The sequence below is a fragment of the Mycobacterium sp. E735 genome, assembly GCF_001666955.1.
GTDB lineage: Bacteria > Actinomycetota > Actinomycetes > Mycobacteriales > Mycobacteriaceae > Mycobacterium.
In genome coordinates this window covers 1-18,899 of sequence record NZ_LZIX01000306.1, presented here as the reverse complement: position 1 = coordinate 18,899, position 18,899 = coordinate 1, and the positions used below count along the sequence as shown (strand labels likewise).

24 protein-coding genes, 1 tRNA gene and 1 pseudogene are annotated in these 18,899 nt (G+C 67.0%); 13 read left to right on the top strand and 13 right to left on the bottom strand.

The genetic code is table 11. The features are described 5' to 3' along the window. The 8 genes from A5704_RS25295 to A5704_RS25260 all read left to right on the top strand — a co-directional run. On the top strand, nucleotides 1-263 hold a 263-nt coding region (locus A5704_RS25295; RefSeq protein WP_197508479.1), incomplete at its 5' end, for an SMC-Scp complex subunit ScpB. Continuing rightward, a complete protein-coding gene (locus A5704_RS25290; protein ID WP_067750383.1) occupies nucleotides 263-1,006 on the top strand; it encodes a pseudouridine synthase in 744 nt (247 codons plus the stop codon). The genes A5704_RS25295 and A5704_RS25290, both read left to right, overlap by 1 nt. Continuing rightward, nucleotides 1,003-1,689 carry a (d)CMP kinase gene (gene cmk, locus A5704_RS25285; protein ID WP_067784239.1) on the top strand — a complete coding sequence of 229 codons (687 nt, stop codon included), beginning with the start codon at nucleotides 1,003-1,005 and terminating at the stop codon, nucleotides 1,687-1,689. The genes A5704_RS25290 and cmk overlap by 4 nt, the downstream gene beginning before the upstream one ends. Continuing rightward, entirely contained in the window at nucleotides 1,686-3,086 is a 1,401-nt protein-coding gene (der, locus tag A5704_RS25280; RefSeq protein ID WP_067750385.1) for a ribosome biogenesis GTPase Der, read from the top strand. Before cmk ends, der begins: the two co-directional genes overlap by 4 nt. Nucleotides 3,087-3,277: 191 nt before the next feature. Continuing rightward, nucleotides 3,278-4,063 (top strand): SDR family NAD(P)-dependent oxidoreductase, encoded by a 786-nt coding sequence (locus tag A5704_RS25275; RefSeq protein WP_369828502.1) that lies wholly within the window; start codon nucleotides 3,278-3,280, stop codon nucleotides 4,061-4,063. 11 nt (nucleotides 4,064-4,074) lie between these two features. Next, nucleotides 4,075-4,905 (top strand): cyclase family protein, encoded by an 831-nt coding sequence (locus A5704_RS25270; protein WP_067891703.1) that lies wholly within the window; start codon nucleotides 4,075-4,077, stop codon nucleotides 4,903-4,905. Beyond that, nucleotides 4,902-5,645, top strand: a complete 744-nt coding sequence (locus A5704_RS25265) for an IclR family transcriptional regulator (protein ID WP_067750389.1) — start codon at nucleotides 4,902-4,904, stop codon at nucleotides 5,643-5,645. The genes A5704_RS25270 and A5704_RS25265 overlap by 4 nt, the downstream gene beginning before the upstream one ends. 58 nt (nucleotides 5,646-5,703) lie before the next feature. Next, nucleotides 5,704-5,777, top strand: a tRNA-Pro gene (locus A5704_RS25260). 127 nt (nucleotides 5,778-5,904) lie between these two features. Here the strand turns inward: A5704_RS25260 and A5704_RS25255 are convergent. The 3 genes from A5704_RS25255 to A5704_RS25245 form a co-directional block, all read right to left on the bottom strand. Continuing rightward, entirely contained in the window at nucleotides 5,905-6,726 is an 822-nt protein-coding gene (locus A5704_RS25255) for an SDR family oxidoreductase (protein ID WP_067750391.1), read from the bottom strand. 87 nt (nucleotides 6,727-6,813) lie between these two features. Next, the gene (locus tag A5704_RS25250) at nucleotides 6,814-7,488 is read right to left on the bottom strand and encodes a TetR/AcrR family transcriptional regulator (RefSeq protein WP_067750393.1); all 675 of its coding nucleotides are present in this window, start codon (nucleotides 7,486-7,488) and stop codon (nucleotides 6,814-6,816) included. After that, entirely contained in the window at nucleotides 7,481-8,734 is a 1,254-nt protein-coding gene (locus A5704_RS25245) for a cytochrome P450 (RefSeq protein WP_067750395.1), read from the bottom strand. Before A5704_RS25245 ends, A5704_RS25250 begins: the two co-directional genes overlap by 8 nt. A 601-nt stretch (nucleotides 8,735-9,335) precedes the next feature. Between A5704_RS25245 and A5704_RS25240 the strand changes: the two genes are divergently transcribed. Continuing rightward, nucleotides 9,336-9,533: a hypothetical protein gene (locus A5704_RS25240; RefSeq protein ID WP_067750399.1), complete on the top strand. Its 198-nt coding sequence runs from the start codon at nucleotides 9,336-9,338 to the stop codon at nucleotides 9,531-9,533. A 9-nt stretch (nucleotides 9,534-9,542) separates the two neighbouring features. Here the strand turns inward: A5704_RS25240 and A5704_RS25235 are convergent, their stop codons facing one another. After that, nucleotides 9,543-9,965 (bottom strand): DUF4189 domain-containing protein, encoded by a 423-nt coding sequence (locus tag A5704_RS25235; RefSeq protein ID WP_067750401.1) that lies wholly within the window; start codon nucleotides 9,963-9,965, stop codon nucleotides 9,543-9,545. A gap of 258 nt (nucleotides 9,966-10,223) precedes the next feature. On the opposite strand from A5704_RS25235, the gene A5704_RS25230 reads away from it, so the two are divergent. Beyond that, nucleotides 10,224-11,126 (top strand): alpha/beta fold hydrolase, encoded by a 903-nt coding sequence (locus A5704_RS25230; RefSeq protein WP_067750403.1) that lies wholly within the window; start codon nucleotides 10,224-10,226, stop codon nucleotides 11,124-11,126. Between the two features lie 15 nt (nucleotides 11,127-11,141). Here the strand turns inward: A5704_RS25230 and A5704_RS28975 are convergent, their stop codons facing one another. The 3 genes from A5704_RS28975 to A5704_RS29595 form a co-directional block, all read right to left on the bottom strand. Continuing rightward, complete coding sequence (locus tag A5704_RS28975; protein ID WP_197499177.1) at nucleotides 11,142-11,300, bottom strand: hypothetical protein; 159 nt, start codon at nucleotides 11,298-11,300, stop codon at nucleotides 11,142-11,144. A gap of 26 nt (nucleotides 11,301-11,326) precedes the next feature. After that, nucleotides 11,327-12,010: a DUF2510 domain-containing protein gene (locus A5704_RS25225; protein ID WP_067784235.1), complete on the bottom strand. Its 684-nt coding sequence runs from the start codon at nucleotides 12,008-12,010 to the stop codon at nucleotides 11,327-11,329. A 95-nt stretch (nucleotides 12,011-12,105) separates the two neighbouring features. Further along, entirely contained in the window at nucleotides 12,106-12,240 is a 135-nt protein-coding gene (locus A5704_RS29595) for a hypothetical protein (RefSeq protein WP_255369262.1), read from the bottom strand. A gap of 145 nt (nucleotides 12,241-12,385) precedes the next feature. Between A5704_RS29595 and A5704_RS25220 the strand changes: the two genes are divergently transcribed. The 3 genes from A5704_RS25220 to A5704_RS25210 all read left to right on the top strand — a co-directional run bounded on the left by A5704_RS25220 (nucleotide 12,386) and on the right by A5704_RS25210 (nucleotide 14,483). Next, nucleotides 12,386-12,694: a hypothetical protein gene (locus tag A5704_RS25220; RefSeq protein WP_231969347.1), complete on the top strand. Its 309-nt coding sequence runs from the start codon at nucleotides 12,386-12,388 to the stop codon at nucleotides 12,692-12,694. Between the two features lie 76 nt (nucleotides 12,695-12,770). Then, nucleotides 12,771-13,535 carry a cutinase family protein gene (locus tag A5704_RS25215; RefSeq protein ID WP_067891698.1) on the top strand — a complete coding sequence of 255 codons (765 nt, stop codon included), beginning with the start codon at nucleotides 12,771-12,773 and terminating at the stop codon, nucleotides 13,533-13,535. 111 nt (nucleotides 13,536-13,646) lie between these two features. Then, nucleotides 13,647-14,483, top strand: a complete 837-nt coding sequence (locus tag A5704_RS25210; protein ID WP_067891702.1) for an isocitrate lyase/phosphoenolpyruvate mutase family protein — start codon at nucleotides 13,647-13,649, stop codon at nucleotides 14,481-14,483. Here the strand turns inward: A5704_RS25210 and A5704_RS25205 are convergent. From A5704_RS25205 to A5704_RS25180, 6 genes and pseudogenes are all read right to left on the bottom strand, one after another. After that, nucleotides 14,480-14,914 carry a DUF4383 domain-containing protein gene (locus A5704_RS25205; RefSeq protein WP_067750414.1) on the bottom strand — a complete coding sequence of 145 codons (435 nt, stop codon included), beginning with the start codon at nucleotides 14,912-14,914 and terminating at the stop codon, nucleotides 14,480-14,482. The genes A5704_RS25210 and A5704_RS25205 overlap by 4 nt on opposite strands. Before the next feature lie 81 nt (nucleotides 14,915-14,995). Further along, nucleotides 14,996-15,574 carry a cyclic nucleotide-binding domain-containing protein gene (locus tag A5704_RS25200; protein WP_067750416.1) on the bottom strand — a complete coding sequence of 193 codons (579 nt, stop codon included), beginning with the start codon at nucleotides 15,572-15,574 and terminating at the stop codon, nucleotides 14,996-14,998. 97 nt (nucleotides 15,575-15,671) lie between these two features. Then, nucleotides 15,672-17,228 carry a succinic semialdehyde dehydrogenase gene (locus A5704_RS25195; RefSeq protein ID WP_067750417.1) on the bottom strand — a complete coding sequence of 519 codons (1,557 nt, stop codon included), beginning with the start codon at nucleotides 17,226-17,228 and terminating at the stop codon, nucleotides 15,672-15,674. Nucleotides 17,229-17,416: 188 nt separating this feature from the next. Further along, nucleotides 17,417-17,884: a GreA/GreB family elongation factor gene (locus tag A5704_RS25190; protein WP_067891697.1), complete on the bottom strand. Its 468-nt coding sequence runs from the start codon at nucleotides 17,882-17,884 to the stop codon at nucleotides 17,417-17,419. Nucleotides 17,885-17,898: 14 nt separating this feature from the next. Continuing rightward, nucleotides 17,899-18,417, bottom strand: a complete 519-nt coding sequence (locus A5704_RS25185; RefSeq protein WP_067891696.1) for a GreA/GreB family elongation factor — start codon at nucleotides 18,415-18,417, stop codon at nucleotides 17,899-17,901. A gap of 271 nt (nucleotides 18,418-18,688) precedes the next feature. Further along, a pseudogene (locus tag A5704_RS25180) lies at nucleotides 18,689-18,899 on the bottom strand (hypothetical protein); the annotation flags it as partial.

Below are 18,899 nucleotides of genomic sequence, written 5' to 3'. Positions count from 1 at the left end.
GCACGCTGCTGGCGCGCGGCCTGATCACCGAGGCCGGGGTCGACGACGACACCGGCGCGGTCACGTTCGCCACCACCGACCTGTTCCTGGAGCGGTTGGGCCTGACGTCGCTCGCCGACCTGCCCGACATCGCTCCGCTGCTGCCGGACGTCGACACGATCGAGGACCTGAGCGAATCCCTGGACAGCGAGCCACGTTTCATCAAACTCGCCGGCGGTCAGGCGCCCGACCAGGCGCTGACGTTCGACGTGGACCAGGATTGATGGTCGAGACCGAAGGGATCCGCCTGCAGAAGGTGTTGTCCCAGGCCGGAATTGCGTCGCGGCGGGCCGCCGAGAAGATGATCATCGACGGCCGCGTCGAGGTCGATGGGCGGGTGGTGACCGAACTCGGCACCCGGGTGGACCCGGACGCCTCGGTGATCAAGGTCGACGGCGCCAGGGTGGTCCTCGACGAGTCGCTGGTCTATTTCGCGCTGAACAAGCCGCGGGGCATGCACTCCACCATGTCGGACGACCGCGGCCGCCCGTGCATCGGCGACCTGGTGGAACGCCGGGTGCGCGGCAACAAGAACCTCTTCCACGTCGGCCGGCTGGACGCCGACACCGAGGGGCTGATCCTGCTGACCAACGACGGCGAGCTGGCGCACCGGTTGATGCACCCCTCGCACGAGGTGCCCAAGACGTACCTGGCGACCGTGACCGGGACGGTGCCGCGCGGCGTGGGCAAGACACTGAAGGCGGGAATCGAATTGGATGACGGCCCCGCGCGCGTCGACGATTTCGCGGTGATGGACGCCATTCCGGGCAAGACGCTGGTGCGGGTGGTGTTGCACGAGGGCCGCAACCGCATCGTGCGCCGGCTGCTGGGCGCCGCCGGGTTCCCGGTGGAGGCGCTGGTGCGCACCGACATCGGGCCGTTGTCGTTGGGCAAGCAACGCCCCGGCAGCATCCGGGCCTTGAGCCATGGCGAGATCGGCCAGCTGTACAAGGCGGTCGGGTTGTGAGCTCAGATGTGGTGGTGGCCATCGACGGGCCCGCGGGAACCGGAAAGTCTTCGGTGTCAAAGCAATTAGCGCGCGCGTTGCGGGCCCGCTACCTGGACACCGGCGGGATGTACCGGATGGTGACCCTCGCGGTGCTGCGTGCCGGTATCGATCCCGCCGACGCCGACGCGGTGGCGCGGGTCGCGGAAACCGTGCGGATGTCGGTGGACTACCAGCCCGATGGTGATGTGTTTTTTCTTGGGGGAGAGGATGTCTCGGCCGAGATCCGCGGTGACCGGGTCACCGGTGCGGTGTCGGCGGTGTCGTCGGTCCCCGCCGTGCGGACCCGGCTGGTGGCGTTGCAGCGTGAAATGGCCGGCGGCCCCGGCTGCGTCGTGGTCGAGGGCCGCGACATCGGGACCGTCGTCCTGCCCGACGCGCCGGTGAAGATCTTCCTGACCGCGTCGGCCGAAACCCGCGCGCGGCGGCGCAACGACCAGAACGTCGCGGCCGGGTTGGCCGACGACTACGACGCGGTGCTCGCCGATGTGCGCCGCCGCGACCATCTGGATTCCACCCGCGCGGTGTCGCCGCTGCGCGCCGCCCCGGATGCCGTGGTCGTCGACACCAGCGAGATGACCGAGGCGCAGGTGATCGATCACCTGCTGGAGCTGGTCAAGCAGCGAAGCGGGGCGGTCCGATGACCCAGGACGGCACCTGGACCGACGAAAGCGATTGGGAGTCGGTCGAATCCGAGCTCGAGGAGCAGGCCGAGGCGGGCCCCGCCCCCGTCGTGGCGGTGGTCGGACGGCCCAACGTCGGCAAGTCGACCCTGGTGAACCGGATCCTGGGCCGGCGCGAGGCGGTGGTGCAGGACATCCCGGGCGTGACCCGCGACCGGGTGTCCTACGACGCGCTGTGGACCGGCCGCCGGTTCGTCGTGCAGGACACCGGCGGCTGGGAGCCCGATGCCAAGGGCCTGCAGCAGCTGGTGGCCGAGCAGGCGTCGGTGGCGATGCGCACCGCCGACGCGGTGATCCTGGTGGTCGACGCGACCGTCGGCGCAACGGCGGCCGACGAGGCGGCCGCCCGGATCCTGTTGCGCTCGGGCAAGCCAGTCTTTTTGGCCGCCAACAAGGTTGACAGCGAAAAGGGTGAGGCGGACGCGGCGGCGCTGTGGTCGCTGGGGCTCGGCGAGCCGCACGCCATCAGCGCGATCCACGGCCGCGGGGTCGCCGACCTGCTCGACGAGGTGCTGGCCGCACTGCCGGAGGTGTCCGAGGCGGCGCCCGCGCCGGGCGGCCCGCGCCGGGTGGCGCTGGTCGGCAAGCCCAATGTGGGCAAGAGCTCGCTGCTGAACAAGCTGGCGGGCGATCAGCGGTCGGTGGTGCACGATGTCGCGGGGACCACGGTCGACCCGGTGGACTCGCTGATCGAATTGGGCGGCAAGGTATGGCGGTTCGTCGACACCGCGGGCCTGCGGCGCAAGGTGGGCCAGGCCAGCGGTCACGAGTTCTACGCCTCGGTGCGCACCCACTCGGCCATCGACTCGGCCGAGGTGGTGGTCGTGCTGATCGACGCCTCGGAGCCGCTGACCGAACAGGACCAGCGGGTGCTGTCCATGGTGATCGAGGCCGGCCGTGCGTTGGTGCTGGCGTTCAACAAGTGGGACCTGGTGGACGAGGACCGGCGCGAGCTATTGGAGCGTGAGATCGACCGCGAGCTGGTGCAGCTGCGGTGGGCGCAACGGGTCAACATCTCGGCCCGGACGGGCCGCGCGGTGCAGAAGCTGGTGCCCGCGATGGAGACGGCGTTGGCCTCGTGGGACATGCGCATCCCGACGGGCCCGCTGAATTCGTGGCTCAAGGAGGTGGTGGCGGCGACGCCGCCGCCGGTGCGCGGGGGCAAGCAGCCGCGCATCCTGTTCGCCACCCAGGCCACCGCCCGCCCGCCGACGTTCGTGCTGTTCACCACCGGCTTCCTGGAGGCCGGGTACCGGCGCTTCCTGGAGCGGCGGCTGCGCGAGACGTTCGGGTTCGAGGGCTCGCCCATCCGGATCAACGTGCGGGTGCGCGAAAAGCGGGGGACCAAGCGGCGCTGAGCGGGTCTCTCCCGGGCCAATCGGCGATTCGCGAAAGTGATAGCGCCCGCGATATCACTCTACGCAAAATCCCGCGATACGGAATCTGAAAGCTACATCACAGGAGAAGTCCGTTGACTTCGACCCTGGATGCTGCCTACGTTTCTTGTCTAACGGGCGATTCAACCCGTATCGCGGGAATTGGAGGCATGGTGAACATCGCACAGGAAGCGCCCACCGCCGCGCGCTTCAGCGTCGAGGACAAGTCGCTTTTGATCACCGGCGCCACCGGCGCTTTGGGCAGCGTCGCGGCCCGGGCGCTCTCCGAAGCCGGCGCCCGGCTGACGCTGGCCGGTGGCAACGCCGCGGGCCTCGACGCACTCGGCATCGACGACGCCGCGGTGGTCGCGCGCCGGCCCGACACCCCGGCCGACGCCCGGGCCATGGTGGAGGCGGCGGTCGCCCGGCACGGGCGCCTCGACGGGGTGCTCGTCGCCTCGGGCATGAACCACGTCGCCCCCATCACCGAGATGGCGGTCGAGGACTTCGACAAGGTGATCGACGCCAACGCGCGGGGCGCCTGGCTGGTCTGCCAGGCGGCCGGACGGGTCCTGCTCGAGCAGGGGAGCGGCGGCAGCGTCGTGCTCGTTTCGTCGGTGCGCGGATCCCTGGGGCACGCCGCGGGCTACAGCGCCTACTGCCCGTCGAAGGGCGCCACCGACCTGCTGGCCAAGAGTTTGGCCGCCGAGTGGGGTCCGGCCGGCATCCGGGTGAACGCGCTCGCCCCAACGGTTTTCCGCTCGGAGCTTACGGAGTGGATGTACGCCGACGACGAGAAGGGCCGCGCGACCCGCGAGGCGATGTTCGCGCGAATCCCGTTGTGCCGCTTCGCCGAACCGGAGGACTTCGTCGGGGCACTGATCTATCTGCTGAGCGACGCGTCCAGTTTCTACACCGGCCAGGTGATGTACCTGGACGGCGGATACACGGCGTGCTGAAAGGAACCGACATGAGCATCACGTGGCCGCTCGGCGAGGCCGAATCGAAGCTGGAGTTCTACGACCTGTCCCACCCGTGGGGTCACGGCGTGCCGGCCTGGCCGTACTTCGAGGACGTCAAGATCGATCGTCTGCACAACATGGCCAAAAGCCGGGTGCTGACCCAAAAGATCACCACCGTAATGCATTCCGGCACCCACATCGATGCGCCCGCGCACGTCGTGGAGGGCACGCCCTTCCTGCACGAGATCCCGCTGAGCGCCTTCTTCGGCACCGGGGTCGTGGTGTCGATTCCCAAGGAGAAGTGGGGCGTGGTGACCGCCGACGACCTGGAGAGAGCCACGCCCGAAATCCGGCCCGGCGACATCGTCGTCGTCAACACCGGCTGGCATCACAAGTATGCCGACAGCGCGGAGTACTACGCCGACTCCCCGGGTTTCTACAAGGAGGCCGGCGAGTGGTTCGCTGCCAAGGGCGTCAAGGCCGTCGGCACCGACACCCAGGCGCTCGACCACCCGATGGCGACCTCGATCGCGCCACACGGACCCGCCGAACACACCGGCGGGCTATTGCCCTGGGCGGTAAGGGAATACGAGGAGCAAACCGGCCGCCGGGTGCTCGACGACTTCCCGGAATGGGAGCCGTGCCACCGCGCGATCCTGTCGAAGGGCATCTACGGCTTCGAGAACGTCGGCGGCGACCTGGACCAGGTCACCGGCAAGCGCGTCACCTTCGCGGCGTTCCCGTGGCGCTGGGTCGGCGGCGACGGCTGCATCGTGCGGCTGGTGGCGATCGTCGACCCCACCGGCGGCTACCGCATCGAGACGGGCCGGGCGGCGTGAGTTCCGACGGGGCCGGGATTCAGGTCATCGCCCGCGCGGCGGAGATGCTGCGGCTGCTGCAGGCGCACCCGGGTGGGCTCAGCCAGGCCGAGATCGGCGACCGGCTGGGCATGGCGCGTTCCACGGTCAGCCGGATCCTCAACGCGCTCGACGACGAGGGCCTGGTCGCCGCGCGCGGGGGCCGCGGCGGGTATCGGCTGGGGCCGGAGATCGCGCGGATGGCCGGCACCGTGCGCCTGGGCGTCGTAATGGACGTACACCCGTTCATGGAGGAGCTGTCGCGCGAGCTTGGGGAGACCGTCGACCTGTCGATCCTCGACGGGGACCGCGCGACCTTTGTGGACCAGGTGGTCTCGCCCCACCGATTGCGGGCGATCAGCGCGGTGGGTGAGTCGTTTCCGTTGCACTGCTGCGCCAACGGCAAGGCCATGCTGGCCGGCCTGCCGCCCGAGCACCTGCCGAGCCGACTGGCCCGGCTGACCCCGAACACCATCAGCGGCCCCGCGGCGCTGCGCAAGGAGCTCGAGCGGGTGCGGACCGAGGGCGTCGCGTACGACCGCGAGGAGCAGACCGAGGGCGTCTGCGCGGTGGGCGCGCTGCTCAAGGGCGCGACGGCGGACACGGTCGCGGTCAGTGTGCCCGTGCCGGCGCAGCGCTTCTACGGCCGCGAAGCCGAGCTCGCCGCGGCCCTGTTGGCCTGGGTCGAGAGGGTGGACGCCGCGCTGGGGAAGGTCGATTAGGAAGGTGGCCGGTCGGCTGCGGTAGGCTTTCGACCTGCTGCCGGTGATCCGGCGGCTCCGGGCTGTGGCGCAGTTTGGTAGCGCACTTGACTGGGGGTCAAGTGGTCGCAGGTTCAAATCCTGTCAGCCCGACTTCAGGAATACTTTGCCCGAAGCGTGGCTAGCAGAAACGTATGGCTGCATGCCCGGCGGCAAGATCACCCACCGTACCGGCCCACGCGAGTTTCAGACCCGGTGTGCCTAGCCATGAGACAGCAGATCAGGCGGCGGTGGACTGCATCCGGCGTTTTTGCTTAAGCATGGCTTTTGCGACGAGCATCGACAACGCGGGCGAGAACCGCTCCAGGTACCAGAATGCCTTCCACCACGTCGGCAACACAATGATCGCGTCCCCCCGCAACACGGCACGAAGGGCGCGCTCGGCGAACCGTTCGGGTTTTGAAGTTTCTAGAAAGCGTTGTATTGGTCCCGGTGCCATCCCCCGATGTCTGTCCGTTAGCACCATCGGAGTCGAGACCATGCCAGGACAAAGCACCGATACCTGCACGCCGTGGCGCTCGGCCTCGATGCGCAACGACTTGGAGATCCCGACAATGGCGTGCTTGGTGGCGGCGTAGCTGGCCGGCACTGCGCCGGTGGCGAGACCGGCGATCGAGGCTGTGTTCACGATGTGGCCGGAGTGCTGCCCGATCATGATCGGATAGACCGCCTGGATGCCGTGCACCACGCCGCGCAGGTTCACATCGAACACGTCGTTCCAGTCATCGAGCGTGTACGAGTCGACCTCACGGTCAACCAAAATGCCTGCGTTGTTAAACAGGTAGTCGATCCGCCCGGACTGCCCTACCGCCTCGGCGACGGCACGCTCAAACGATGGGTAGCAGCGCACATCCAGCTCAATCGCGTGCGCCTTTGTGCCACCCCCGCTGAGGCGTTGCGCCAGATCCTGCGCGGGGCCGATCTGACGATCGGCGATCCAGACCTCGGCGCCCCCATCGACCAAGTTGGTCGCCAACGCGGCGCCAATGCCGGACGCCCCGCCGGTAACGAATGCAACCTTGCCCGACACGGTCGATGCCATTGGCGAAAGATGATCGCTCGCCCTTGCAGGGTAATTGCCAGCCTGTCGGTCAGATAGTGGCACCGTCGGCGGCCTCTCGTCCGAAGTTCACGATTCAGCGCACCTGTCCGGGTCGATGTGCTCATCCGATGATGCGTGCCGTTCGTGGACCGGCAAGGACGTCATCCGTGGATAGAGGATCGCTGGACCGAGCCATCGCGCAACAAAGCGGCGCAGTGCGCTTCCGTCGCGCTGCCGCTTTCCGGGATCGGTCAGGAGCGAATGCACTGTGCGCAAGGTCATTTCGGCAAGCTCATTGAGCGCGGTGGCGTCGAAACCGTGAAGCTGCCAATCGACGTCGAGGCGGTGGAAGGCCGACAAGCAGAAAATGATCGCTGTATCGGAGGTGAGCGAGGTGGCAGCTTCGCCCCCGGGTGGCCGGGTAAGTAGCTTCTCCAACTGCGGATCGCCGGTAAGGTTCTCCACTGCGAACGAGATGATTTCGACGATCGCAGTGACCGGGTCGTTGAGGCCGCTGACGTGGTCTACAACTTGGTCGATGAAACCGTTGACCGCACGCATCGCGCTGGCGATGAGCAGCGCGTCGGCGTTGGGAAAGTACCGGTATACCGTCTGACGAGTGACTCCGAGCCTTCGGGCGACGTCGGCAAGCCGTATCGCCGATCCGTGTTCAGCGATCACCTCGTCTACCGCATCCAGAATGCGGGCGATTGCCTCCTCGTCCGAGGCGGGTGTGACACCCGCCCAGCCGCGACTACGCATCCGCTGCCACAAGCATTTCGCTGTCGAACTCGATCTCAAGTGTCGTGGGGCCGGTCATACCGAGCAGGGATTTCCACGGCGCCGGAGCGGTCCGATGGGGTGCGGTGAGACGTCGGGTGAGGACTATAAGTGCTTCCGCCAATTCCCGGCGTGCGAGGTTCGCCCCCAGACAGTAGTGCGCGCCACCACCGAAAGTCAGAATCGCGGGCAGGTCCTTACGCGCGATGTCGAACCGATCCGCATTCTCATAAATCGCCGGATCACGGTTGGCGGCAAAGGTGTTTACGACGACCAAGGTGCCCGCCGGGAACGTGTAACCACCGAACTCGGCATCCTCGGTGGCGGCTCGCACTGCGATACAGACCGCGGGCGAGTGCCGCATGCTCTCCTCAACGGCCTGCATCGCAAGCTCTGGTTGCTCACCGAGCTTCGCCCATTGATCCGGATGCTCGCACAGCACCTGCACCGAAGCGGCCAGTTGGTTTCGCGTCGTGTCCGTCCCCGCCATCAAGAAGCCAGCCACCAGCATGCGCAGCTCATCCAGATTGAGCCTGTCGCCCTCGCTTTCGGCGCGTATGAGCTCAGACAACAGATCATCAGTCAGATGCCTCCGGCGTGTGGCGACCATGTCATCCACGTAGGCGTCCAGTTCGCTCCACGACCGCATGATCGCGGCTTCATCGAAGGTGACGTCGGGCTGAAAGTTGAAAGCCTTGAAGATCTGGTCGGTCCACTGTGCGAAAAGATGCCAGTCTTCCCGAGGCGCACCGATCAGCGCACACATGATCGGGGTGGGATAGGGCCGCGCGATGTCGGTCACCACGTCGCAACGACCGGCCTCTACCACTTGATCGATCAGCTCGTTCACCACCTCATGGATGGTGTCCTGAAGGCGTGAGGTCGAGCGGGGAGTGAACGCCCTGGACACCAGCTTGCGTAAGCGAGTATGTGGCGGACCGTCGAGACCGAGAAGGCTGCTCATCATCTTGTCGTAGAGCGGACCTGAGGTGACGCCCTGCGCTGCCAGTGTGAGTCCGGGTGGCAACCGAAACTTGCTGTCGCGCAGGATATCCCTTGCCAAATCGTAAGTCAGTATTTCCGGACCGAGCGGGCCAATGGCGATGGGCGCACGCGATTGCGCAATTCGCACGTCTTCGAGGATGTCCTGCGGAGTGGCGGTGAAGTCGTAGCTGAACGTGGGCAGGCCAGCTTCGAAGACGTTGGCAGCGGCGCTACTTACGTTCATCGCGATATCTCACATTCCATTGATGCCCCGACGGGCCAAGGCGCGGACAATTGCGCCTAAAGTGTATGACCATGACGCTGAGCTCGTCAACGCACAATGGTTTCCTCGCAGCTCATCATCCCTGCTGCCCGGCGAGGTCATACGGATTGTCGCCTGACGTCCGCGTCGCTGCGAGGGCAGTAGTTCGTCGAGACCCTCGGTGCGGTCCGTCTCGCGCCAGACTGCCCGACGCCCACTTTCGCATCAGTCTCAAAGCGGTCGCGGCGACGTCGAGCGTCGTCCGACGCGAGTCGCGAACGCACCTCGGCGTGCAAGGTGCCCGTACCGCCATTCGGTAATTTGACCGTGAATTTCCGTGCTTGTTCGTAGCTGTGCTTGGAAACGTTAATCCGTTGTGGCACAACGCTTAAGTAATACGCCCCCAGACGCCTACGGATACTGCCGTTACGTCTGGGGGTCAGGTGGTCGCAGGTTCAAATCCTGACAGCCCGACAACACATCAGGAGTCAGCCACTCCGTTTCGTCAACCCTCGCCGGACGAATTCGGTTGCCGCGTGGATGATGGCAACTGTGGGGACAAAACCGTGCGCGGCGTTGATGGGTGAGCGTGCCGCTTAAGCGCGTCGACGAACTCAAGCCCGGCGACCGGATCCGGATGAAGATCGGGCACGCCACCGTCGTCGCCACCGAACCGCTGGGCGATGACCAGACTCTGCTCACGTTCCTCTATGGGACGAAGAGGCCCGCGGACAATGCCGTCACCGTGGACGTCCTCGACGATGACGAGTGGGGCTGGTAAATGAGGCGGCTACTGCGTGGCCACGAACGAGAAACTCCCGGTGGAGATCAGGTCCGGGTCGACGACGCAGCGGGTGCCGTCGACGTTCGGCTGTCCCGACGCCACCTTGGCCGCCGCCGCGGCACCGGCGGCATTGCGGGTGGGACCCCAGCCCCCGACCAAGCCGTGACCGTTGTCGGAGAGGGCCACACAGCCGCCGCGGCCTTCGGCGAGAACGTGGCAATCGGTTGCGCCGTGCTTCTCGGCGCAATGGCTGACCGCGTACGACTCGACGTCAGCCAGGCTGGCGTGACTGCCGCCGACGGTGACATCGACGGCGTGGGTGGAGTCCGACCCCGCGATCACGATGAAGCCGCCCTGGGCCTGTGCCGGCGCGGCCAGTCCGACGGCACAAACAGCAAGGATCACCGCGGGAACAAGAGGCTTGAACACATGCTTCCTTTCACATCGTGTTCCGGCAGAAGGCGTGCCGTACTCCTACGGTGCGGGTTCGACGGCGGGTGTGCGTCGTCATTAACAAGGCCTTGACACGGACGTAGCAAATCTTCACAGTGACCGGTCGGCGACCGCTGAGGCGCGAGGCGGCGCCGGCAGGCGACCGTTCCGCTGATGCTTTGCTGTGGCAACATTCCACGCCGTAAATGCGGAGAAGGTCGGGCGAACGCCCTAGGCGCCAAGGATGATGACGTCATGGACGCTGAACTGGGAGGCTGGCTGGCCGCCGGCGAATACTTCGACTACCTGGGCTTCAACATCTTCTACCGCGTCGAGGGCAGCGGACCCCCGCTGCTGCTGATCCACGGGTATCCGTTCAATTCCTTTGACTGGGCATCGATCTGGCCGAAACTCACGCAACGGTTCACCGTCATCGCGCCCGACATGATCGGCATGGGGTTTTCCGAGAAGCCGGTGGCCTACCAATACGCGGTGACCGACCATGCCGACATGCATGAGGCTTTGCTGGCGCACCTCAACGTCGGCAACGCGCACATCCTGGCCCATGACATCGGCGATTCGGTGGGCCAGGAGATGCTGGCTCGGCACGAGTTCGGTCAGCAAAGCTACGGCGCGCTGCGCATCGATTCGATCACGTGGCTCAACGGTGGAATGTTCATCGAGGCCTACACGCCCAGGACGGCGCAGAAGCTGATGTCCGGCACCCCGTTGGGCGACGTCTTGAGTCGCGTCCAGAACAGTCCCGTGTCCCGTCGGCTGCTGGAACCGACGCTGCGCGAGATGTTCGGTCCGAACACCAAGCCGACCCGGCACATGATGGAGGTGTTCAACCAGATCCTGGACTACAACGACGGCCGCCGCGTCCTGCACAAGGTCGGCCGGTTCATCAACGATCGCTACACCCACCGCAACCGCTGGGTGCGCGCCATGCGGCAGACCGCGGTTCCGATGCGGTTGATCGACGGGCCGATCGACCCCAACTCCGGGGCCCACATGGCGCGCCGCTACGCCGAGGTCATTCCCGAACCCGACGTGGTGATGCTCGCCGACGACATCGGGCACTGGCCACAGATCGAGGCGCCCGACGCGGTGGTGACGCACTTCCTCGCCCACGTCGACCGCGTCGCCGCCGGCTGAGCCAGAAGCGGTGGGCTAGCCGTGATGCGGCGGTCGCTCGTCGCGGAGCCGGCCCTCGTCCGACGCCGCGCGCATCTGCTCCTCGTCACCGAACCTCTCCAGATCCTCGGGCGTGACGCGCGCCCGCGGGGGCTTCGGCGAGGCCGGCGGCCGGGTTGGGGGTTCGGTGGGCACGAGGCGATTATCCGCGCCCCGGCCGACTACTGGAAAGCCGGGAGAATGGTGCCCGAATCCCGAATCTCCCAGATGCTGGCTTTGGTGATGCCGTCGAAGTTGATCTTGTTCAGCGTTGCCCGCGAATACGTGAGGTCGATCGCGACGTGCGTCGCGGTGTTGCCGTACGGGTCGGTCATCGGGAAGGTGCCCTGCACGTTCACCGCGGACGCGTCGGGATAGGTCGCCCTGGCGTATCTGAGGATGTCGATAGTGTCCGTCCGGGCGCCGTCCTTGATCATCTGCTCGGTGTAGTTGTCGCGGATGGCAAATCGCGCGTCGACCACGTCGCCGTCCGGGCCCGGGGTGGTGGTGAAGGTGACGCCATCGGGCTTCTTGGGACCGGCCGGTGTCGACGGCGCGGCCGCGGTCGATTCCGGCGGTCCCGCCGCGGCCGAACTGCTCGGAGGGGGCGATTGACCGTCCTTCTTCGGGTCGAAAACCCAGCTCTTGCCGACGATGACGAGGAGGACCAGGGCGCCCAGCGCCGCCAGGGCCAGGGCCGCCTTCCCGCCGGGGGAGTCCTTCTTCGGCGGTTCGGTGGAGAACGCCCACTCGGTGGTCCAGTTGGTGCCGTCGAAATACCGTTGCAGCCCGTGGCCCACCCCCGCGGGATCGGGATACCAGCCCGGCGCCGACTTAGGCGGGGGCGGCGCCTGTTCAGGTGGCATCTATCCATTTTCGTCGTGACGGGGGCATCTCGGCTACCGGCAGTCCTGACCTTTGGAAACGGGTCCGTTTCCTAAGCTGTCATGCTCGCACGCTTTCAGTCCTCGCGGTCGGGCTCGGTGAGTTCCGGCGCATTCTCACGGGTCGCCATCCCGCCCTCGCGGCCGTGATCCGCCGGACCCGGGGGGTCACCGTTCGGCCCGTCGTCGTCCTTCTTCGAATGCTTGCCCATCGCAACTCCCTTCGTCGACCGAAGGACTACCCGCGCCGCGCACCGTCGACGCGACGTGAACCCGAGATGGCCCGGGCGTGACGGTTCGGCGTGACGTCCGACGTTCGACGCGTCGGTGTGCCCGGTTCGGGCTATGAATCTAGGAGTGAGCAGCCACGTGAACCTGACCCAGCAGGAAAGTTCCTTGATCGGCGAGAGTCACCCCGAGGCCCTGACGCGCATGGACGAGCAGTCGCTGAAGGACTTGCAGAGCCGCCTCAGGCAAGCGCGGGAGAAGAACTTCAGCTTGTTGCGGCGGCAGGGTGCGGCCCGGGTGGAGGCCGAAGGCGCCCGCGGCGCGGTCCAGCCGGCCAGCGAGAAGCGCGGCGAAAAGGTGGAGATCTTCGACGCGGCGCTGGCCCGGGTGAGCGAGCGGCTGGGTTCCATAGCTGACGCCGGGCAGCCGGACAGCTAGACCGCAGCGGCCAAGTAGGCGACCAGCGGGCGAAAATTCATGGTTTAGAAGTGGCATGCGTTGGGCACACAGCGCCATGATTGCGCGTCGCTTTTCCCGCTTCCTCGGTTGTGCGGTGGTCGGGGTGTCAAGCGCTGGCGCTTCGGTCCTTGCTTCCGCGATCCCGGTCGCCTCCGCCGGGCCGTGTCCGGACGTCCAGGTGGTGTTCGCCCGCGGTACCGACGACCCTCCGGGTCTTGGGCCGACCGGACAGGCATTCGTCGATTCCGTGCGCCCGCGCCTCGGCGCCAATTCGCTCGACGTGTATCCCGTCGACTACCCCGCCACCCATGACTGGACAAGCGCGGGGGAGGCGGGCGTCAGGGACGCGGGCGCCCACGTCGTCTCGATGGCCCGCGACTGCCCCAACACCAAGATGGTGCTCAGCGGCTATTCCCAGGGGGCCGCCGTGATGGGCTTCGTGACGTCGGCCGCGGTACCGGTCGGGATCGATCCGGCGAGCGTACCCAAACCGATGGACCCCGAGGTGGCCAACCACATCTCCTCGGTCGTGCTGTTCGCATTGCCCAGCGACAAGGCGATGAGCTTCTTCGGCGAGCCACCGGTCGTCATCGGCCCGCTCTATCAGGCCAAAACCATCCAGGTATGCGCTCCGGGGGACCCGATCTGCTCCGAGGGAATGAATTTCGCCGCGCACGACACGTACTCGACCAACACGGCGATGATCGACCAGGGTGCCGCGTTTGCGGCCGGTCGCCTTGGCGAAGGCCCCCGCGGTCCGGTGGGTGTAAGTCCCGGCGCGCCGACGACCGCCGTCGCGTTCCCGGGCCCCGCCCGTTGACTCGGGCTCGGGTCACGTGAGCCAAATCGAATATCAAGGCGCACAACCGCTTCCGCGTCCAAGTCGGATCGAGCGGCGGTGGGTTCGGACCGGCGCGAGCATAATCGGGTGGTGGACTCACACCGCGACGTCGTAGCGCAATTTCGCCGGCTCCATCAAGAGGGGTGTTTCGTCATCCCGAATCCGTGGGACGCCGGCTCCGCGATCTCGCTCGCCCGGCTCGGCTTCCCGGCGCTGGCCACGACGAGCGCCGGCCTGTGCTTCGCGCGCGGTCTGCCGGACACGGTGACCGCCCTCTCCGTCGACGACGCACTGGACAACATCGCCGAAATCGTGGCCGCGGTCAGCGTTCCCGTCAACGCGGACTTCCAGGCCGGTTACGCCACCGACGCCGGGGAGCTCGCCGACAATGTGGCGCGCTGCGTGGCCACCGGCGTGGCCGGGCTCTCCATCGAGGACGGCACGGGCAGCGACCGGGCGCCGCTCTTCGGACTGGCCGAGGCCACCGATCGCGTTCGCGCCGCGCGTTCGGCGATCGACGACTCGGGCGCCGACGTCATGTTGGCCGGCCGCGCGGAGTGCTTCCTCTACGGCCACCCCGATCCGCTCGCCGAGGCCATCAGGCGGCTGCAGGCCTACGCCGAGGCGGGAGCCGAGGTGCTCTTCGCACCCGGCATTCGTAAGAAAGAGGACATCGCGGCCCTCGTCGACGCGGTGCGGCCGTATCCGGTCAACGTTCTGGTGTCGTCCGACACGGGGTCGACCGTGACCGATCTCGCGCAGCTAGGGGTGCGACGGATCAGCGTGGGCTCGGCCTTCAGCCGGGTCGCGTGGGGTGCGTTCCTGGCCGCCGCGCGAAAGCTGATCGAGGACGGGTCCTTTGGGGGACTGGCAGGAGCCAGCGGCTTCGACGAGCTCAATGGGCTGTTCACGGAACGTTCGAGCTAGGACACCTTCCGGAGATCGGCGAGGGAATTCTTCAGCCCACCGTCCAGCCGGATCTGCACCGCCGCCACCGCGACCATCACCGCGGCGGTCACCAGGTGCACGACGCCGTCGGTGACGTTGTTGGGGAAGGTGAAGACGAAGGCGACCTGGTGCGAAAAGAAGGCCCAAATGCCCGGCAGCGCACCGGCTATCGCGGCGATCAACAGATAGAGCACGGCCCACGACTTGCGCATCGCGAACACCAGACCCGGGGCGAACAGGGCGAGGCCGGCGACGGCGTGCCAGCCGTTGTAATCCATGCCGAGCAGTTGAACGGTCGGCGCCGTTGGCCCCGTGGCGAAGCTGGGATTGATGACGAGGCCGGCCACCGCCTGGACGACATGGAAAGCGCAGATGATCAGCAGCCCGATCTGGGCGAAACTCCACCTCACATTGCACCTCCTTGTGCACGGTGGGATAGCCCGAATACTACGCGCGGTAGTAGACCGTGACAACGGGTGCGGGCGCGATCGCTACGAAGTGCTGTTCCGTTCGATCCATTGGGTCATCGCGTCTTCGAGCGCGGTCGCGACCTCCACGCCGGCCGCGTCGGCGGCCTGCTCGAACCGCTCGACCAGCTCGGTGTGGATTGAGGCGCCCAACTTGGTGCGCGGCGGTTTCGGCTTCGGCGGCAGGTCTACGGGCACATGTCGCGCGACGGAGGCGTCGATGATTTCGCGAAGCGCGGGTATCTCGTCGAGCGCTTTGGTGAGTTCGTCGCGTTCGATGCGCAAGACCTCCGCCGGCCCCATCGTCGTCACGGTCGCGGAACGCAGTTTGCCCCGGTGCAGCGCCGATTCGCCGATCACCTCACCCGGCCCGAGCACGGCGATGCGGTCCCGGCCCGCGTAGACGCCCACCTCTCCGCTGAGCAGGATGTAGCAGGAGTCCGAGGGCGTCTGCTCGTGAATCAGCGGCAACGGGGCCGACGTCGAAGTGCGGTGAGCCACCCGGGCGAGGCGCTGCAGTTCGGCATCCGAGAACTTCTCGAAGGTGGCGTACTGGCGTAGCCGACGAGCGTCTTCCAGATATTGCTTCTCGTCGGCCTTCATAGCGAACTCCTGACGTGCGATGTGACGCTACATCGAGGAGCGTAACGCGGATGGGCGGCGTAACTCTAGATCCGGCCCCCGCCGGAAGACGTCGCAGTCAGTTCCGCCCGGGAAGCCTCATCACCGCACGCACCACAGGAACCAGCGACTTCTGCCACAGCGTGCTCGGAATGCCAAGGGGCGGATCGAGATTGAACACGCGGGCGGTTGCGATCGTCTGCGATTCGGTGTACTTCAGCAGTCCCTCGGGACCGTGCCGCCGGCCCACCCCGGACTGGCCCATCCCGCCCATCGGCGCGCTGAGGCTGCCCCAGGCGAACGCGTAACCCTCGTTGACGTTCACGGTCCCCGAGCGCAGCCGGGCGGCGATCTGCTGGCCCTCCGCGGAGGAGCCGGCGAACACGCTGGCGTTGAGCCCGTACTCGGTGTCGTTGGCCTTCTCGACCGCCTCGTCGACGTCGGCGACCGGGTAGATCGACACCACCGGCCCGAACGTCTCGTTGGCCGCGCACTCCATCTCGGGCGTTACGTCGGTGAGCACCGTCGGCTCGTAGAACAGCGGCCCGATGTCGGGTCGGGCTTTGCCGCCAGCAACCACCTTGGCGCCCTTGGCCTTTGCGTCGTCCACGTGGTCCGTCACGGTGTCCAGCTGCCCCCCGGAGATCAAGCTGCCCATGTCCACCGAGAAGTCATAGGCGGTCCCCAGCTTCATGCTCCGCACCGCGGCGCCGAACTTGCCTACGAATTCGTCGGCGATGTCCTTCTCGACATAGATCCGTTCGATGGAGATGCACAGCTGGCCCGCGTTGGAAAAGCATGCCCGGGTGGCCGCCTTGGCGGCCTTGTCGAGGTTGGCGCCCCGCGTGACGATCATCGCGTTCTTGCCCCCGAGCTCGGCGGAGAAGCCGATCAGCCGGCGGCCCGCGTGCTCGGCGAGTTGCCTGCCGGTGGCGGTCGAGCCGGTGAACATCAAGTAGTCGCAGTTGTCGATGATCGCCGTGCCGACCACCGAACCCGGCCCGGGGACGATCGCGTAGAGCGCGCGCGGCAGGCCGGCCTGATAGAGCAGCTCGGCGCAGGCCAGCGCGCAATACGGGGTCTGGCTGTCCGGCTTGAGTACCACCGCGTTGCCGGCCAGCAGTGCGGGCACCGAATCCGACGCCGTCAGCGTCATCGGGTAGTTCCACGGCGAAATGACCCCGACGACGCCCTTGGGCTGGTAACAGACCGTGGTCTTGCCGACGCCCGGGAGCAGCGACTGCACCGTGCGCGGCTTGAGCAGGTCGGCGGAGACCCGCACGTAGTAGTTCGCGTTCGCCATCAGGTCGACGATTTCTTCCTGCGCCGCCCAGCGGGCCTTGCCGGCCTCGGCCTGCAGCAGGTCCATCAGGAACTCGCGGTGCTCGACCACCAGGTCGCGATAGCGGCTGATGACGTCGATGCGCTCGGCGACGGGACGCGCCGCCCACTCGATCTGCGCCGCGCGCGCTTCGGCGAACGCCGCCTCGACGTCGTCGGCCGTCCCGATCGGGATCGTGGTCAGGGGTTTACCGGTGAAGACCTCGTCGATCGTCTTCGTCGGGCGCGCGGCGAGATCCTTGATCGCGGCCAGCTGACGCAAGCGGTCGAACACCTCGGCTGACGGTGCGGGCATGTCGTTACCTCCCAATGAGCACGGCGGCCAGGCCACCAGCCTATCCGTCTGGAACGCCGCGGCGGCCGTCACATGCGCCCGTACGCGAGCGCCATGACGAGGAAGAGCGCTGCGAACAGAAGCAACATCATTGCCAACGGGTCGATCAGCTCGAACAGCATGTGATCACAACCGCCCGATGCCGGGCACTAGTTGGTGCTCGCGAGGTAGGCCCCGTACGGCACCGCGTCCAGCAGCGTGACGGTCAGCCCGACGCCGCTGGGCAGTAGGTAGGCGCGCCGCTCACCGGGACGTGCGCCCGCGATCGCGGAGCCGAGCGGGGAATTGGTCGAGTAGACCTCCACGTCGCCGTGCTCGGCGCCGCGGGCACCCAGCAGGAAGGTCTCGATGTCGCCGGTGTCGTCGTAGCGCACCGTCAAAACCATGCCGGGTTCGGCGATTCCGTCGTCGGGGGGATCCTCGCCGACTACGGCGTGGGCCAACAGATCCTGAATCCGTTGCATCCGCAGCCGCCAGGCGCGCCGCACCGCGACGGCGTTCCCATCGGCGTCATCGCCGACCACGTCGCCGTCGCAGAGTTCGCGCAGGGTGGCCAGTTCTTGCCGAAGCCGCACGTAGGCCTGCGGCGTAAGCCAAGTGGGTTGCACGCTGGTCATGTTCGTTTCCTTTCTCATGCGTCAGCGAGGATCAATGGTCCCCTACGGGACGCGTTGCGCGCCTTGGCATTGCGTGATGGGCCGGGGTAGGGAGCCGCCTTGAGTAACGTCACGAGCCGGCCCGTCTCGTGGGGGATCGCGTAGATGCGTTGCTCGCCGGGGCGAGCGCCGGCGATGCACCGGCCCAGCGGCGACGCCATCGAATACACGTTGATGTCGGCGTCCTCGGCGCCGCGGCGGCCGAGCAGCAGCGTCTCCGTTTCACCGCTGGCGTCGTAGCGAATGGTCAGCACCATGCCCGGGCCCGCGATCCTTTCGCGCGCGGGGTCGTCACGGACGGCGGCGGTGGCCAACAGGTCTTCGATCTCGCGGATGCGTTCCCGCCGCGCCGCGGGGCGCGCCGCGCGGTCACCGCCGTAATCCATGGCGTCGTCGGGGACTTCGATGCTGCGCTGGGAGCGCAACGCGGCGAGTTCGTCCTGTAATCGGCGGCGCTGCCGCGAAGTGATGTAGGCCGGGGTGAAACTGGTCATCTGTTATTTCCTTCCTCGAGTAGGGGTGTCGTCAGGGGCGGGCCGTCGTGTGGCAGCCGTCCCTGACGACGCGAAGCCCGTGCCGGGCAGGTCTTGATCGGGCCGTGTTGCGCCAGATATGCTGTGCGTCAACGAATCTCCGTGTTCGAGCCTCGACTCTTAACTCCATGGTGACCCGGGTGGCGGTCGGGGCGCTTGCCCGGATCGAACAATGCCGGTGTGGGCCATTGTCGAGGGCCGACAACACGCTCGCCGTATCGCCGCCCTCAGCTCACTGCGGGCCGACGAGCCGGTCGAAGTCGTGTTGCCATCTCGCGTAACGGATTCGGTCGAGGGCATAGCGGGCGCCGGCGAAGGAGGCCGCGACGGGCAGGGTCACGGCGAGCCAGATCGCCACGGCGATCGCGACCGCCTCGTCGGCCGGTGACATTTTCGGCCGGGTAACCGGCGCGCCCCGGTCGTCGACCCAAATGTCTATCTGG